The organism is Plastoroseomonas hellenica (genome assembly GCF_018129085.1).
Classification (GTDB): domain Bacteria; phylum Pseudomonadota; class Alphaproteobacteria; order Acetobacterales; family Acetobacteraceae; genus Plastoroseomonas; species Plastoroseomonas hellenica.
This window is the reverse complement of the sequence record NZ_JAAGBB010000037.1, coordinates 1-16,065: the sequence shown is the minus strand read 5'-3', so window position 1 is coordinate 16,065 and position 16,065 is coordinate 1. Positions and strand designations below refer to the sequence as shown.

Annotated in this window: 9 protein-coding genes; 5 read left to right on the top strand and 4 right to left on the bottom strand. The window is 66.9% G+C overall.

Features of this window, described 5'->3' with window-relative positions; all coding sequences use genetic code 11:
- Window positions 1-119: 119 nt before the first annotated feature.
- The gene (locus GXW71_RS24610) at window positions 120-1,016 is read left to right on the top strand and encodes a LysR family transcriptional regulator (protein ID WP_211855344.1); all 897 of its coding nucleotides are present in this window, start codon (window positions 120-122) and stop codon (window positions 1,014-1,016) included.
- Between the two features lie 462 nt (window positions 1,017-1,478).
- Here GXW71_RS24610 and GXW71_RS24605 read toward each other — a convergent pair whose 3' ends face one another.
- From GXW71_RS24605 to GXW71_RS24590, 4 genes are read right to left on the bottom strand one after another with little or no spacing between them, the layout of a single operon-like run.
- Window positions 1,479-3,221: an ABC transporter permease subunit gene (locus GXW71_RS24605; protein ID WP_211855343.1), complete on the bottom strand. Its 1,743-nt coding sequence runs from the start codon at window positions 3,219-3,221 to the stop codon at window positions 1,479-1,481.
- 28 nt (window positions 3,222-3,249) lie between these two features.
- The gene (locus GXW71_RS24600) at window positions 3,250-4,359 is read right to left on the bottom strand and encodes an extracellular solute-binding protein (RefSeq protein ID WP_211855342.1); all 1,110 of its coding nucleotides are present in this window, start codon (window positions 4,357-4,359) and stop codon (window positions 3,250-3,252) included.
- 49 nt (window positions 4,360-4,408) lie between these two features.
- Window positions 4,409-5,476: an ABC transporter ATP-binding protein gene (locus GXW71_RS24595; RefSeq protein WP_246526860.1), complete on the bottom strand. Its 1,068-nt coding sequence runs from the start codon at window positions 5,474-5,476 to the stop codon at window positions 4,409-4,411.
- A gap of 8 nt (window positions 5,477-5,484) precedes the next feature.
- The gene (locus GXW71_RS24590; RefSeq protein ID WP_211855341.1) at window positions 5,485-6,639 is read right to left on the bottom strand and encodes a M24 family metallopeptidase; all 1,155 of its coding nucleotides are present in this window, start codon (window positions 6,637-6,639) and stop codon (window positions 5,485-5,487) included.
- A gap of 99 nt (window positions 6,640-6,738) precedes the next feature.
- Here GXW71_RS24590 and GXW71_RS24585 point away from each other — a divergent pair, with 99 nt between their 5' ends.
- The 4 genes from GXW71_RS24585 to GXW71_RS24570 form a co-directional block, all read left to right on the top strand.
- Entirely contained in the window at window positions 6,739-7,650 is a 912-nt protein-coding gene (locus tag GXW71_RS24585) for a LysR substrate-binding domain-containing protein (protein WP_211855340.1), read from the top strand.
- 999 nt (window positions 7,651-8,649) lie between these two features.
- Window positions 8,650-9,300 carry a hypothetical protein gene (locus tag GXW71_RS24580; protein ID WP_211855339.1) on the top strand — a complete coding sequence of 217 codons (651 nt, stop codon included), beginning with the start codon at window positions 8,650-8,652 and terminating at the stop codon, window positions 9,298-9,300.
- Between the two features lie 1,569 nt (window positions 9,301-10,869).
- Entirely contained in the window at window positions 10,870-14,880 is a 4,011-nt protein-coding gene (locus GXW71_RS24575) for an Ig-like domain-containing protein (protein ID WP_211855338.1), read from the top strand.
- Window positions 14,881-15,050: 170 nt separating this feature from the next.
- A partial coding sequence (locus GXW71_RS24570) for an ABC transporter transmembrane domain-containing protein (protein WP_246526859.1) occupies window positions 15,051-16,065 on the top strand: 1,015 nt, incomplete at its 3' end.

Here is a 16,065-nt window from a genome sequence, read left to right as displayed (position 1 = left end):
CGTCGACCCATGCGCATGCCACTGCCCCATGCCTGTCCCCGACATCGAGCCGTCTTTGACAGCCTGCGAACAAGTGCCGATTATCGCAGTGCAACATGCCATTTCGGCAAGGCAGCTGAATGCTCCCGCCTGGTCTTCGCTACTTTCTCGCCGTCGCGCAGACGGGCTCCATCCGGGAGGCGTGCGAGCAGCTGCATGTCGCGCAGTCGGCGGTCAGCCGGCAGATCCTGAAGTTGGAGCAGCGGCTCGGCGCCCAGCTGTTCATCCGCGGGCCGCGCGGCATGGCGTTGAGCTCGGCGGGTGAGATCCTGTTGAGCCACGCTCGAGAGGCGGCGTTGCAGGAGCAGCGGCTCGATGCCGACATGGCCTCCCTGCGTGGCCTGAAGCGCGGCCATGTGGTCCTACGCACCATCGAAGGGTTCGCGGTGTCCTCGCTGCCGGAGGTCTATACGGGGTTCATGCAGCGCTATCCCGGCATCACGATGGACATCAGCATTGCGGGGTCGGAGACAATACTGCCGGCGGTTCGCGACGGGCTTTGCCACCTCGGCATTGCCTTCAATCAGCTGCCGGATCCGGATGTGGCGGTGCTGGCCTCCGCGCCACAGCCGCTGGAGGTGCTCTGCAGTCCGGACCACCCTCTCACGACATCGCCCGGCGCGAAGCTTTCTGACCTGCTGAACTGGCCGCTCGCCCTGCCGATGCCCAATGGTGGCAGCCGGCGCCTGATCGACGCCGCATGTCACGCAGCGGGGCTGACCCTGCGGCCGTCGCTCGAGACGAACTCCGCCACGCTCGTGGGCGCGTTCGTGGCGACCCGGGGCGGCGTCGCGCTCTTCTCAGGTCAGCGTGCGTCGGCACAGGTGCGATCCGGCCAGCTCGTGGTGGTGCCGCTCCTGCTGCCGCGCTTCCGCCAGGGACATATCGCGCTGCTGGCGCGACGTGGGCGTCGATTGCCTCCGGCGGTTGAGTCCTTCGCGGCGACGCTTTCCGCTGCGCTGATGAGGCGGCGCTAATATCGGGTCGAGAGCAAGGCGACGTCGGTCCGACGGTGTTCGTCAATTGACGGCAACCTCGCAGCAATGGCCTGGCACTCGACGCCTTAGATGAGCTCTTCGAAAGCCGTCGGGCATGCGCCGCCGCAGAAGGCCGCTCGACGCGGCGCCTGTCCCGCCGCCGTTAGCGCGAACCTGAGGGCGACGATCGGTTCAATCGCGAAGACCCGCATTTCACGCCCTGTCTGCAGCCAAAGCTGTCGCCGCCGCACCTCCTGCCGTGCGCCCGATGTCTCGGGCAACCCGGCCCTCGCGCGCTGCACGGGCTTCGACGCCGATTGCATGCGTTTGTCGCTGTAGATCGTGGGCCGATTGTTCGATGCGGCGGCCGTGCTGCGCGCCGGGGATGCCTATGAGCGTGCGGCGCCATGGCGGGGGCGGCGCCCGGCGCTGACGGCGGCCGCCTGACGCGCGGCAGCACCATCACGCCTCCGTTCGCACCCTCCGACGCGGCAGCATGGTCCGCAGCATTGGCAAGGTCATCGCGACCAGCAGCACCCCGAGTTGCACCACGCCGACGACCGCCGTCTTCGGGCTGATCTCCAGCCGGATATCCTCCCACATACGGATCGCCAGCGTGGTGCCGCGCGGCGAGCTGAGGAACAGGCCGATGATCAGGTCGTCGAAGCCGCTGAGGAAGGCGAAGAGGAAGGCGGTCACGAAGGACGCGGCGAGCAGCGGCAGCGTCACGGTGCGGAAGGCGGTCATCGGCGCCGCGCCGAGATTGGCGGCCGCGCGCTCCAGGTCGACATCGAAACGGCCGAGCGCCGAGAGCAGGATGATCACCACATAGGGGAGCCCGATGACGGTGTAAGCGAGCCAGAAACTCACGGGATGACCGTTGAGGCCGAGCGCCACGAAGGTGAAGAACAGCCCGAGGCCGATGACGATGTGCGGCAGGATCATGGGCGACACCGCCAGCAGCCAGAGCAGCCGCCGCCCACCGAAGCGCCCGCGGGCCAGCCCGAAGGCGAAGGGGGTGCCGATCGCCAGCGCCGCGACCGCCGCGGCCGTGGAGACCGTGAGGCTGAACCAGGCCGCTTCCAGCCAGTTCGCATCGTCGAGCAACGCCATGAACCAGCGCCAGGAATAGCCGGGGGGCGGGAAGGTCAGATAGGGCGCGCTGCTGCAGGCGATCAGCACGACTACCAGCATCGGTGCGAGCATGAAGACGAGCAGCGCCGCGCCATGGAGATGGAGCAGCGGCCCCGCCAGCGGCGCGACGGCATCGCCCATCGCGTTCAGTGCCGCACGCAGGCCCGGGACGGCGCCGATCGCGCTGGCGGCGCATGCGGGCCGCAGCCCGGCGACCCCGACAACGCGCGCGGGCGTCGACGCGGGGTCATCGGCGAGCGAGACGATGCGGCGGCGGAAGAGCATCAGGAAGCCGCCCACCAGCACCAGCAGGATGCAGGACAGCCCGGCGGCGACGTCAAATTCCGCGAGTGTCGCGACGCGCACCTCGATCGCCTGGGCTAGCATGTAGTCGCCCGGCGCGCCCAGCAGCGCCGGCGCGATGTAGAATCCGAGCGCGCTGAGGAAGACCAGCGCCGAGCCCGCCGCGAGGCCCGGCAGCGACAACGGCAGGAAGACCGTCACGAAGACGGGCATCGGCCCGCCGCCCAGACCGCGCCCGGCCAGCAGCAGCGCCCCGTCGATGCGACGCATCGCCGCATAGAGTGGCAGCACCATCATCGGCAGCAGGATATGCACCATCCCCACATAGCTGCCGAAGCTGTTGAAGACGAGTTGCAGCGGGTCCTCGATCAACCCAAGCGCGATCAGCGTGCGGTTCACCAGCCCGCCGCCGCCGAGGATGGCAACCCAGGCATAGGAGCGGATGAGGATGCTGGTCAGGTAGGGCACCGTGACCAGCGCCATGATCAGCCCGGCGTGCCGCCGCGCCCGGGTGGCGACACAATAGGCGAAGGGGTAGCCGAGTGCCGCGCAGAGTGCCGTGACCAGCACCGCCATCCAGAGGGTGCGCAGCAGGATGTCGAGGAAGACCGGCGAGGCCAGGATCTCGGCATAGGCCGCGAGGCTGAAATGCCCGGCACGCCGCAGGCTGGTCCACGCCACCGTCGCCAGCGGCGCCAGGAATCCGAGGGCGAGCAGCAGCAGGGCAGGCAGCAGCAGCGCCGCCCGTTGTCGATCCCGCCCTGTCATTCCGCCCATCACGCGACCGGCCCCGCGCTCAACGCCGTGCGGCGATCCAGCGCTCCCACTCCGCGATGGCGCGGCGGAGCCCGGTCTGGCCGCTGGCGTCGACGGTGTTCCAGAAGGTGTAGTTCTGCACGATCTGCCGGTCCTTCACCGCCGGCGCGGTCGGCAGTAGCGCGGCGCGCTCGGCCGGGATGTGGTTGAACGCCAGCGCATTGGTCGGGCCATAGGTGATGATCTCGGAAAAGCGCGCCTGCGGCTCCGGCCGGCTCATGAAGGCGATGTACTTCTGTGCGTTCTCGCTGTTCGTGGCGCCGCGCGGGATCGCCCATCCCGCCCATTGCAGGATGCCCTGGTTCCAGCTCTTACCGATGCGGGCGCCCTGTTCGTTGGCGCCGTCGATGCGGCCGTTCCAGGCGCTGCCGATCGTCGCCTGCCGGTCCACCTGGAGCTGCACGGATTCCGCCCCGTTCGCCCACCACTTCACGACATCGGCGCGCAGCCGGTCCAGGCTGCGCAGCGCCCGTTCCCAGTCGATCGGGTAGAGATCTTCCGGCTTCACGCCATCGGCCAGCAACGCGATCTCATAGCTCGCGCCATCGGCGGCGTTGGTGCCGGCGGCGAGCGTGCGCCGGCCGGGGAAGTCCCGCAGGTTCCAGAGATCCGCCCAGCTCTCGGGTGCGCGGCTGGCGTAGCGCTGCTGGTCGAAGGCGACGACCATCGAATAGAGCATCGCCGGCACGTTGAACTGCGAGGCGGGAACGAGGTCATAGCCGGCGCGGTTCTGCGGGGCCCAATAGCCGTAGTCGACCGGCTGCAGCAGCCCATCCTGTTCGAAGGCCGCCATGGATCCGCCGGAGATGTTGGCGACGTCATGCTTCGGCGCGCCGGCCAGGATGGCGGCGCGCTGCACGCCGGCGGCGACGCCCGCCTGGTGGATGACGCGGATGCCGGTCTCGGCCTGGAAGGGTTCTGAATAGGCGATGCGCTGCGCTTCGCCCATGCTGCCGCCGCCGAAATGCACGATCACGCTGCCGGTGCCGCGCAGGCTGTTCTGGGCGATGGCGGGGCGGGCGAGGCCGGCCACGGCACCGCTGAGGGCTGCGGTTGCCAGAAGCCGCCGGCGGCTGAGATCGAGGCGCATCGTCGTCGCTCCTTCGTGGTCGATGTCGGCGTGGTCGATGTGGGCGTAGTCAGTGTTGGTCGGATGGTGGGAAGATCCGGGCGGTCCGCGGATGGAAGCCGAGGGAGGCCGCCTCGCCCGGCCGCCAGAGGCGCTCCGTGGCCGGCGCCTCGATCGTCACGCGGTGCCCGGCCACCTCGGCCAGCACCGATTGCCGGGCACCACCGAAGGCGACTTCGACGATGCGGCAGGGCTCGCCCTCCGCGTCTGGCGCCCGCAGCGCGAGATGCTCGGGCCGGATGGCCAGCAGATGCCCCCCGACCGGCGGCGCGCTGCCCTCGGCCAGGGCGGCGCCCAGTGGGCCGGCAAAGCCTTGCACGCGCGGCGGCGCGCCGTCCGCGATCGGCAGGAAGTTGTTGCGCCCGATGAAGCCGGCGACGAAGGCGTCCGCGGGATTCCGATAGAGTTCGGCCGGCGTGCCGACCTGGCGCATCCGCCCTTCATGCAGTAGCGCGACGCGGTCGGCCATCGACAGCGCCTCCTCCTGGTCATGGGTCACCAGGATGATGGTGGCGCCGAGTTCGCGGTGCAGCAGGCGCAGCTCCATCTGCATGTGCTCGCGCAGCTTCTTGTCGAGCGCGCTCATCGGCTCGTCCATCAGCAGGACGGCCGGGCGGAAGATCAGAGCGCGGGCGATGGCGACCCGCTGCTGCTGGCCGCCGGAGAGCTGGTCAATGCCGCGCCCGCCATAGCCTTCAAGCTTCACCAGCGACAGCGTCTCCTCGACGCGCCGGGCGAGCTCGGACGACGCGACACCGCGGCGGCGCAACGGGTAGGCCAGGTTCTCGGCGACACTCATATGCGGGAACAGCGCGTAGCGCTGGAACACCATGCCGATGTCGCGCCGATGCGGCGGCAGCCGGTCGATGGCGCGGCCGCCGATCAGGATATGGCCGGAGTCCGCACGTTCGAATCCCGCCACGGCCATCAGGATGGTCGTCTTGCCGGAGCCGCTCGGCCCCAGCAGCGCCATGAACTCACCAGGCCGTACCGTGAGCGAGACGCCATCCAGCGCGACCACGGCACCGAAGCGCTTGCGCAGCGCCTGGATCTCGACCGCCTGCCCGCCTTCCATCATCGCCGCGGTCAGGCCACCAGCGGCAGGTCGTGGCTGAGCGCCGACAGGCGCTCCGGCTCGCCTTCCGTGACAATGAAGGTCTCGCCCAGGCACATAGCGAGGTTGGTCTCGCTGTCCAGCAGGATCATGTGCATGAACACCACCATGTTCGGCTCCAGCGGCACCGGGTTGCCGGCATAGATCATGGGCCACTCCATCCAGGTCGGAGGATAGGAGATGCCGAGGCTGTAGCCGCAGGCATTCAGCCGCGCATGCCGATAGCCATGGCGATCCAGCACCGCGGCATGGGCGTCGAACAGGTCGCCATAGGTGTACCCGGGCCGCAGCTTCCGCCGGCAAGCCTCCAGCGCCTCGATATTGGCATCGTGCATGCGGCGCTGCGACGGCGTGGCGCTGCCGGTCAGGGCGGTGCGCATCAGCGCGACATGGTAGTGCCGGTAGGCGGCGGCGAATTCGATGTTCACCTGATCGGTCTCGCCGATCCGGCCCTTGCCCGTGAAGTAGCGGCAGAGCAAGGCGTTGTCGCCGGCGCCGCAGACGAAGCGACCCGCCGCCGGGTCGCCCCCGGCCCGGATCACCGTGGCGTAGATCTCGGCCAGGATGTCGGATTCGGACGCGCCGGGCCGGCAGGCGGCGAAGGCCCGGCGCCAGGCCTCGTCAGCGATGCGCCCCGCCTGCCGCACATGGGCGAGCTCGGCCGGGGACTTCACCACCGCCAGCGCGGCGATCAGGGTGGAGGCATCTTCCAGCACGGCGTCGGCACCGAAGGCCGCGTCCAGCAGCTTGCCGCGCTGCGCGTTGAGCGTGACGGAGGCGTATTCGACGCCGATGCGATCGCCCGGCCGGATGCGCGTCTCGATCGCCTCGCGCAGTGTCGCCGCCGGATTGGCGCCAGCGGCATCCACCCAGAGGCGCACATCCTCGATGATCGAGGTCAGCTTCGCCTGCCGCACATCGGAGGATCGGGTCAGCAGCATCAGGCCGCCATCGGCGCCGAGCCAGAGGCCCTGGAACTGGGAGTAGCCGGCGGTGTCGTAGCCGGTCAGCCAGTACATGCTCTCCTGGCGGAACACGAGCAGCCCGGCCAGCCCTTGCTCCTGCAGCCGGGCGGTGGCGCGGACGATGCGCGCGCGATGCTCGTCCGGGGCGACATGCAAAGCCATGGGATGCATTTCCCTCGCGTGCAGGATCGAAAGTGAGGAGCGTGAGATCGATCGTTAAACGATTGCCGTGCGTAAGATGAATGAATTATTGCTACTCATATGAATTCCATTCAGTCGTTCGAGCGGCTTCCCCTGGTGGCGCTCCGCAGCTTCGAGAGCTTCGCGCGACTGGGCGATATCGCAGCAGCCGCGTCGGAGCTCGGCATCACGCCCTCGGCCGTCAGCCACCAGCTGCATGCGCTGGAGACCGCGCTGGGCATGGCCGTCACCGAGCGCCGTGGTCGCCGCCTCGGGCTCAGCGACGAAGGCCGGCGCTACTTCGAAGCCGTGCGTCCGGCCTTTATCCTGCTGACCAGCGCGACCGCCCAGATCCGGCAGAACACGCTGCCACCGCGCATCACCATCAGCGCACTGCCGCTACTGGCGACAGGCTGGCTGGTGCCGCGGCTGGAGCGCTTCCTGGCGGCCCATTCCGACGTGGCGATCCAGGTGCAGTATGCCCGGTACCGGAACTACTCGAGCGATGCAGCGGATGTCTCGCTCCGCTTCGGCACTGGCGACTGGCCCGGCTACGCCAGTGAGAAGCTGCTGTCCGGCACCGCCTATCCAGTCGCCAGCCGGACCTTCGTCGCGCGGCACGGACCGTTCGCCACGCTGACGGATTTCCTGGCGGCGCCTCTGATCCATGATGGCACCTCCGAGCAATGGACCCGCTGGCTTAGCGATGCAGGACTGGCGCCTTCCGCCGCGCTCAAGGGCATGGTCTGCGAGGATGGGATGCTGACGCGCAGTGCCATGCTGGCCGGCATCGGCGTCGCGCTCACCAGACCCGATCTGCTGGAAGCGGAGCTTCAGGACGGCCGGCTCCTGGTGGTGTCTGAACGCGGGGTCGACGACGGCCAGGACTACTATCTCTGCGTCCGATCGGACCAGAATCCATCGCCAGCCGTCCGGCAGCTTGCCGCTTGGCTGCGGCGATCTCTAACGCCTGTACCGTCGCCGCATGGCTGAAGCCCTCGCCGCGCTCCACAACATCTGGCGCAGGGCGGCGATCTTTGTCCTGCAAGCCGGTGACGGCGGTCGAAGGATGCGTAAGTGGAGCCGCGGCGACGTTCATCGGCATACCGCTGTTCGGCACCCGCTGCGGGTGTCCCGCGAAGGCAAGCCGCACGAGCCGAACGGCATGCCCGCAGCGGAGCGCCGGGCGAGAGCCGTCCTGGCGGTGTTCCACAGGTCCGGACTGCCGACGCGGCATGGCATCCTTCAGGGCGACTTGTCGGCGGGTTCCACCTCATTGGCTAAGGCATTGCGCGCCGGCTTACGGTTGCCGCCGTCTCCTCCTCCGTATCGACGCAGCCCTGGAGCGCTGCGTACGAGCCAGTGGTGGTGGCACGAACTCTCCGTTCGCAGTAACCGCGGACCGGGCCCGGTACCTGTGTCCATGAAATACGGAGCGCATCGAGGCTCTCCTGCTCGCTAGTGATGCAACTCGGTACGATCGAACTGGCCTGTAGTCCGGTGCGTCTCTCGACTTGGCGACAGTAGCGGTCGGAGTCGTATTGGGGGATTGTTGGCGATCCAGCCATAAGTGGGGTGGCTGCGAGGGTAAAGAGCGCACAAACAATGTAGCGCATGCCGAGCCTCCTCAGCGTCATCCGAGTTCTCGTCCGTGCGACGAAATTTGCCTTCTTCACAAACGAACCGCGCCTGCCTCAAGTTTCTGCCCGAGGATGTTGGATGGTTGCTTAACGCTGGCGAGCGCTTGTTTCGGCTCAGGGCGTGGATGCCAAGCTGATGCCCATACGTGCATAGTTTGTAGCCCGCGCGGCCGCGTGGGACTGAGTGGGGCTGCGTGCAGTGGGGCTGCGTGCAGGCCAAGATGCGCGAGCGGGTACTGCTGTCGACTGAGCCATGCAGGGGAAACGCACCTGTCCCAAATTCCCCTCGACTCTTCTGACTTGGCTGCCTCAGGTTCTCCCAATGTTCCGTCAGATGGATCAGGAGGTCCGGATGGCAGCCGAGCACCTAGTGAGCATCGAGTCCGTCGAGATTCCGGCGAGCCGCTTCACGCACCGCGGTCATGAATTCGAGGTGGGGCTGTTTCCGTCGCCCTATGGCCCGGGATTCGAAATCCTCCTCACGGACAGGCTCGGCGTCATCTTGATGCAGGGCCTCGAGAATACGTTCGTCCCGGAGACGGCGCTGCCGCTGGACGAGGAGGTCAAGGTGCCGCTTTTGAAGCTACGCGACTGGCTGCAGAAGCACGTCATGGGCTTGGACGAGGAGACGTTCCAACGTCTCCTCAACACGCCGCGCCATCGGCCGGAGTTTCGCTGGTCCCACGAAACGCTGGATGCGGTGCGGGGCATCGACTGGGATCAGCCCGACGAGACCTTCCGCCATCGCGGCCACAACTTCAGCGTGGGGCATTGCACTGTGAGCGGTGGTGTTCTCGTCGTGCTGCGCGACGACAAGGGCCTCTTCAACGGCTCCACCACACTACCCGCGGCGGAGATTGTCCGTGAGGCCATGCAGGGCCGCGACCTGATTCAGCGAGGGGTCGCGGCGATGAAGGAAATGGTGACGATGAAGACGGCCGCGGAGGTCAAGGACATGATCAGCAAGCCGCGCGTGCCGACGCAGCCGGAAGCCATGCACTAGCCGAGCGCGTGGACGCGACGCTGGTCCATCCGCACCTTTAGGCAGCAGCGCTCTCAGCTCGGCTGACGCCGGGCGTGATCTCGGAGCTTGCGTCCGCGTTGGTAGGAGCGCTAGCTCCAGGGCTACGCGCTGCATTGTGCGTCGCTGCGCCGGATCTGCGAGGCCGCTGTCGCGGGCCAGAGCCAGTCCGGCTTACGGCCGCATGCATGCACCCGCTTCGTGCCGCGCCCGTGTCACTCGGGTCAGGAGGCAATTGTCGTCTGCGCTCGTCGCTAAAGTTGGGACGCTTTTTTTATCCAGCAGATCTCCGAACGCGCGATATGAGCATCGCACTGCTTCGATATTTGACTCGATGTGGAATGCGGGCGTGCCCTCGCCGAAAATCGGGACCCTGGCTCGCGGCTCGCATCTTTCTACACGCTTAGCGTGCAACCAACCTCTGGCTGTGGCTTTTCGTGAGTGCTTCCGGCCCACGGAGGGATACTAGTGGCAAGCGCGAGACATCGGACCTCGGCGAGCACTTTCCTCACGCCAGCTCAGACTCGAGCGGCAAGGGCGTTGCTCGACATGCCGCGGCCACGGCTCGCAGAATTGTCCGGGATCTCTCACGCGACGATTTTCGCGTTCGAAGGCGGGCGTCAAGTCAAGCCTGCGACCCAGCAGCGCATCCGCCGAGCGTTAGAGGCAGAAGGAATAGAGTTTCTTGATAGCACGGGGGTGCGGCACGTAGAGCTTGCAGAAGCCGCCGATTTCACGTTGCCGGAAAACGCATCGCAATAAGGTGCGCTGCATTGGTGTGCTCAATGCCGCAACGGCTGCTTCTACGAATCTGCGATCATCGAAACGCGGTGCGAGGCGTATGGAACGATGCGCCTTCGCGTGGCAATGGCCTCGGACAAGCGCCGCCTTGTCCTAACATGTGTCTTCCGCCACCCGCCCGGTGCACCCGCCACCTACGTCGTCCCGAGACCTAAGGCCGGCGCGACATGCCTCCGTCCGTCCTGAGATCACTGATTCGCGGCCTCGAACTGCCATCCCGTCCATCTCTCGAGAGCTTCTGCGCAGCATCCGGCATGGAGCACGGACGCTAAGCAGAGATGAAGAGGGTTCACAACTGAGGCGCTGTACTCTCGTCGGGAGCACTGGCGACCACCGCTTCAGAATTGCGCGTCTGGACAAGGCGCCGCGTCAGATCAGGCGCGTCGGTCAGTGGCTGCGCGGCCGGCGGCTCCCCCAGCTTGTGTCATGCACTGAGCAACTCATCGTCGCCAGCGGCCTCGAGTTCTCATCGGTCATCCATAGGCATGCCTGGTAGTTCAGAGTGAACGCGTCACGCGAAGGACATACTCGCGCGTCGCGGGATTATCGCTGCGCTCCAATAAGCTTCTCAGGATTGAGCAGTGAATCACATGCTGCAATTTAGCAGAATTCATATGTTCCGGGGGACACACGGTCCGAGACTTTCGTGACCGGGATTGATGGTCCCTACAGCTCTCGCTTACCCCTCTGCTTTGCGGCACCGGCGGTTGTATCCGGGCCATGATTCGAATGCAGGCGGAAGGGAACACAATGACTGCACCAACCATAGGTGGTCTTAATCCCATCACGTACGGCGAGGGCGCCGCGCCGGTGAATGTCGGCAGCGGCGCCACTTTCACCGGGGGGCTCGGCTATCCCGGCGGCTCGATCACCTTCGATCTGAGCAGTCCCGACACGAATGACGTCCTGACGCTGACCAGCGCTGCGGATGGCATCGCTTCCGGCGCTATCTCCGTCGACCCGGATGGCAGCGTCTATCTCGGCAACGGGGCCAGCCGCGACCTGATCGGCACCGTGGACGCGATCCAGAACGGCCAAAACGGTCAGCCGCTGACGATTAACTTCGCTGCGAACGATACCAGCCTGCTGAGCAACCCGGGGTTTGAGGGCGGCACTGCGGGTTGGACGATCGTCGAGGACCGCGTGATCCTCGGCACCACCGTAGTCAATGGGCAGGTGTCTCCGGACGATCTGACCGACCCTGCAAACTCCGGCGATGATGCCGGTGCTGTCGATGAGATGACCTACGATTCGGAGGTCAGCACTGCTGAGCACAGCGAAGGAACGTCATCGCTTCGCCTGTTCAACAGCGGCACCACCAGCGCGGGTTTCGATGTCGTTCATGGCCCCACCGCCTATTCCGAGACCTTCGCGTCGCAGGCTGGCGACATCCTGAAATTCGATTGGAAGGCAGCGGCTGGCGGTGACGCCTACGACGCCTTCGGTTACCTGATGAATGCGGATACCGGCCAGGCCATCACGGTGCTGGACGAAACCGGCGCAGATGACACTGGCGTCAAGGACTGGACGACGGCCAGCGTGGTGGTGCCGTCCACCGGCAACTGGTATTTTGTTTTCGTCGCCGGCACTTACGACTTCACGGGCCTTATGGGCGTGGGCGGCTCGCTCTACATCGACAACTTCTCAGTGACACGGTCGAGCGTCACCGACTCTGTCCTGCAGAGCATCGCCAACCAGGTGACGTACCAAAATACTGGGGATGCCCCCCTTGAGGACCGCACCCTCACGATTGGTGTCACTGACGGCACGGGCTCTCAGCAGAACGCGGACACCGATCTCGACGTGACCAATGTCGATGACGCGCCGACCGGCGGCGTCACGGTGACGGGCACCGCCGAGCAGGGCGCCGTGCTCACAGCGTCCAACAACATCGCCGATCCCGACGGCCCGGATCCGCTGACCATCGCCTATCAGTGGCAGCGCCAGGATGCCGACGGCAACTGGGTGAACATCGGCGGTGCGACGGCCGCGACCTACACGCTGACCCAGGACGATGTCGGGCAAGAGGTCCGCGCGGTGGCGAGCTACACCGATGCCGGCGGCACGCCCACCTCCCTCAACAGCAACGAGACCGCGGCGGTCGCGAACGTCGATGACGATCCAACCGGTGCCGTCTCGGTGGCAGGCGATCCTACGCAGGGCGAGGTGCTGACCGCATCCAACACTATCGACGACTTGGACGGCGTCGATCCTGCCAGCATCACCTACAAGTGGCAGCGCCAAGACGGGGACGGCAACTGGGTCGACATCGCGGATGCGACTGATCCCACCTATACTCTAACCCAGGACGATGTCGGCCACCCCGTGCGCGCGGTTGCCCAGTACACCGATGGCCAGGGCACGGCGGAGGAACTGGCGAGCACCCCGACGACGCCGGTGGGGAACGTCGACGATGCGCCGGCTGGCGACGTCACGGTGGTCGGCGACGCCGAGCAGGGCGCCGTGCTCACCGCCGCAAACGACCTCACCGATCCGGATGGCCCGAATCCGCTGACCATTTCCTATCAATGGCAGCGCCAGGACGACCAGGGCAACTGGGTGAATATCAGCGGCGCGACGGGCACGACCTACACGCTGACCCAGGATGATGTCGGGCACGCGGTCCGCACAGTCGCGAGCTACACTGATGCCGGGGGGCAGTCAGAGTCGTTCAACAGCAACGAAACCGCAGCAGTCGGGAACGTTGATGACGATCCGACCGGCGCCGTCTCGGTAGCGGGTGATCCAACGCAGGGCGAGGTCCTGACCGCTTCCAACACCATCGACGATCTCGACGGCGTCGACCCCGCCGACATCGCCTACAAGTGGCAGCGTCAGGACGCCGACGGCAACTGGGCGGACATCACCGGTGCGACGGGAGCGACCTACACCCTGTCCCAGGATGACGTCGGGCACGCCGTTCGCGCCGTCGCTCACTACACCGATGATCTCGGGGCGGCGGAAGAACTCCCGAGCCTGCCGACGACGGCCGTGGCGAATGTCAACGACACGCCGGTGGCTGGGGATGACAGCTTCAATGTCGCTGAGGACACGGCCACTGTCCTCGACGTCCTGGCCAATGACGTCGATATCGATGGCGACACCCGCCAGATCACGCATGTGAATGGCGTGGCGATCACGGCGGGCGTCCCCATCATGCTTGCCGGTGGTACCGTGACCCTGAACGACGAGGGCAAGCTGCTCTTCACCCCGGATGCCGAGTTCAACGGCCCGGTGTCGTTCGACTACACGATTGACGACGGGAACGGCGAGACCTCGATCGGCACCGTCGATCTCAATGTCACCGCGGTCAACGATGTCCCGGTCTCGGCGGATGACAGCTTCACGGCAACCGCGGATGGCAGCTCGGTCACGCTCGACGTCCTGGCCAATGACGTCGATTCGGATGGCGACCTGCCGCGGATCACCCAGATCGACGGCCGGGCCATTGCGCCGGGCGGTTCGCTCGAGGTTGTCGGCGGTCTGGTGACCCTGAATGCCGATGGCGACCTGGTGTTCACGGCGTCCATGACGTTCGATGGCACCGCGCAGTTCACCTACACCGTCGATGACGGCCATGGCGGAACGGCGACCGGCACCGTCACCGGCGATGTCACGGCGACCGGCACCTGGGGTGAGGTCGGCGATCAGCTCGACGCCCTCCTGGGTGAGCAAGGGATCACGCAGCCCAACTATGTGAACAACCTGCTCTACATCGCCTCCGTGGTGTCGCCGGGTGCCTTCAACCTGGCCGATGGCAGCAACGGCACCGGCGCTGGCTATCATATGGGTCTCGGCTACGACCTCACGCCGAGCGCCGCGACGCCGGACCTGGCAGCCCTGTCGCGGTCGCTGGCAGCCCTGATCGAAGCACAACAGGGGTCGAATGCCCCCGGACTGCTGGCAGGCGACGATGGCAGCGGCTGGAGCAGCGCGGTCGACCAGAGCCTGCTGTTCCAGTCGAAGCTCGCAACCAGCACGGCCGTGGATATCGACTACACGGGGGGTGGAGCGGCGTTCTCCGATCTCGCCTCGCAGGGCTGGTCGCGGCAATTCGCCCAAATGGCGCTGCGTGCGGATTTCTCGGAGGACATGGTGATCCAGGCCGATGCCCGGGCCCAGGGGCAGCTGCACCAGGTCACCGTGGGCCAGGGCGCGGCGCTCTCCGTCAACATCGGCGGACAGGCGGCGGGCGCGCCGCAGGCGGTGCTGTCGAACGGCTTCGGCATGGCGGACTTCGTCACCGCGGACGGGAACAGCGCGGTCGAGGTGGCGCGCGCGGTCGCCGTGGCGGCGACGGTGGATGGCTCGGACGACCAGACCGCGATCGTCCGGATGCGCCAGGGTGGCACCCTGGATCTGCGCCTGCAGTTCTATGAGGTGGACGACTTCACTGGGGCGATCGGCGGCCTGCGTCCGGGTGATGCGGGCTACGCGGCGGCGGCGTCCGCTCGTGCGTATCAGACCGGCAACGGCTCGACCTGGCTGTCGGGTGGCGGGTTCGGCAAGTACAGCGAAGGGGCGGTGGTCGGCATCGATCACGACGACCTGATCGCGATGCGGCTGTCGAATGGGACGCAGGAGTTCTTCGCCTTCGCCCAGGCCAACGAGACGGTGAATGGCCAAGCTGTCGGCCATCTCTGGAGTTACGGCCTGAACACCTGGGGCTGGGAAGATCTGGCCGGAGGTGGCGACCGCGACTTCAATGACCTGATCGTCCAGCTCGACTTCACCAGCGCGCACACTGACCAGGTGCTCTGAGAGAATAGCAGACGCTCCGGCTTCCCGGAGCCTCTGCGTCTGACCGATGCCGGCCCTAAAAGCCGGCATCTCTGCTCCCCTGACGACGATTCATCCAGCGCGCCGCCGCTGGGCCCGCGTCTCGGTGACTTCTTCTCGTACCTCTTCGACGGCGCCCAAAAAGGATGCCTATGTCGCAGCCAGCCCCTGCCTCGCCTTCGCGCACGCCGCTTGATGCGGCGGTCGGCGCGTGCCGCTCCGAGTTCGTGACGGTCGGTGTGTTCAGCGGTGTCGCGAACCTGCTGCAGCTCACCGTGTCGATCTACATGATGCAGGTGTTCGACCGCGTGCTGGCGACGCGCAACCTCGACACGCTGCTGTATCTCACGCTGATCACCATTGCGGCGATCGGGTTGCTGGCGCTGCTGGAGGCGGTGCGCAGCCTGGTCATGCAGCGCCTCGGGCAATGGGTGGAGCGGCGCGTCGCGCCGGAGGGCTTCACCCGCGCGTTGGAAGCGCAGCTCCGCGGCCGCCCCTATCGGATGGAAGCGCTGCGCGACCTCGCGGTGGTGCGCGGCTATCTCGGCTCGCCTGGCGCGCTCGCGCTCTATGACGTGCCCTGGGTGCCGGTGTTCCTCGCCGTCATCTTCCTGCTGCACCCGGTGCTCGGCTGCATCGCGCTCGGCGGCGCGGTGATCCTGTTCGCACTGACCCTGTTGTCGGAGCTGATCACCTCCGCGCTGCTCCGCCGCGCCGGCAGTGCCGCGATGGCGAGCCAGCGCCGGGCCGAGGCGATGATGCGCAACGCCGAGGTGATCGACAGCATGGGCATGCTGCCGGCGGTGATGAAGCGCTGGCAGGAAAGCCAGGCGGAGCTCGCACCGGCCACCGCCAAGGCCACCGACCGCGCCGCGGTGCTGCTGGCGCTGACCAAGTTCTTCCGCCTCGCCGTGCAGGTCGGCATCCTCGGTGCCGGCGCCTATCTGGTGCTGCAGCAGGAGCTGACCTCGGGCGCCTCGATCGCCGGCTCGATCATCATGGGCCGCGCGCTGGCGCCGGTGGAGCAGCTCATCGGCGGCTGGAAGCAGCTGGTGCAGGCGCGGCAGAGCTGGAAGCGGCTGAAGGGCTTCCTGGCGCTGCCGCGGATCCGGCCGCAGGGCATGAAGCTGCCGGCGCCGGTCGGGCGGCTCACGGTGGAGCGGGTGT

What these genes read in the sequence shown, in the direction of transcription:
- GXW71_RS24595 (WP_246526860.1), bottom strand. Translation starts at nt 5,476, where the DNA reads ATGATGGAAGGCGGGCAGGCGGTCGAGATCCAGGCGCTGCGCAAGCGC.
- GXW71_RS24590 (WP_211855341.1), bottom strand. Translation starts at nt 6,639, where the DNA reads ATGGCTTTGCATGTCGCCCCGGACGAGCATCGCGCGCGCATCGTCCGC.
- GXW71_RS24610 (WP_211855344.1), top strand. Translation starts at nt 120, where the DNA reads ATGCTCCCGCCTGGTCTTCGCTACTTTCTCGCCGTCGCGCAGACGGGC.
- GXW71_RS24575 (WP_211855338.1), top strand. Translation starts at nt 10,870, where the DNA reads ATGACTGCACCAACCATAGGTGGTCTTAATCCCATCACGTACGGCGAG.
- GXW71_RS24585 (WP_211855340.1), top strand. Translation starts at nt 6,739, where the DNA reads ATGAATTCCATTCAGTCGTTCGAGCGGCTTCCCCTGGTGGCGCTCCGC.
- GXW71_RS24605 (WP_211855343.1), bottom strand. Translation starts at nt 3,221, where the DNA reads ATGACAGGGCGGGATCGACAACGGGCGGCGCTGCTGCTGCCTGCCCTG.
- GXW71_RS24600 (WP_211855342.1), bottom strand. Translation starts at nt 4,359, where the DNA reads ATGCGCCTCGATCTCAGCCGCCGGCGGCTTCTGGCAACCGCAGCCCTC.
- GXW71_RS24580 (WP_211855339.1), top strand. Translation starts at nt 8,650, where the DNA reads ATGGCAGCCGAGCACCTAGTGAGCATCGAGTCCGTCGAGATTCCGGCG.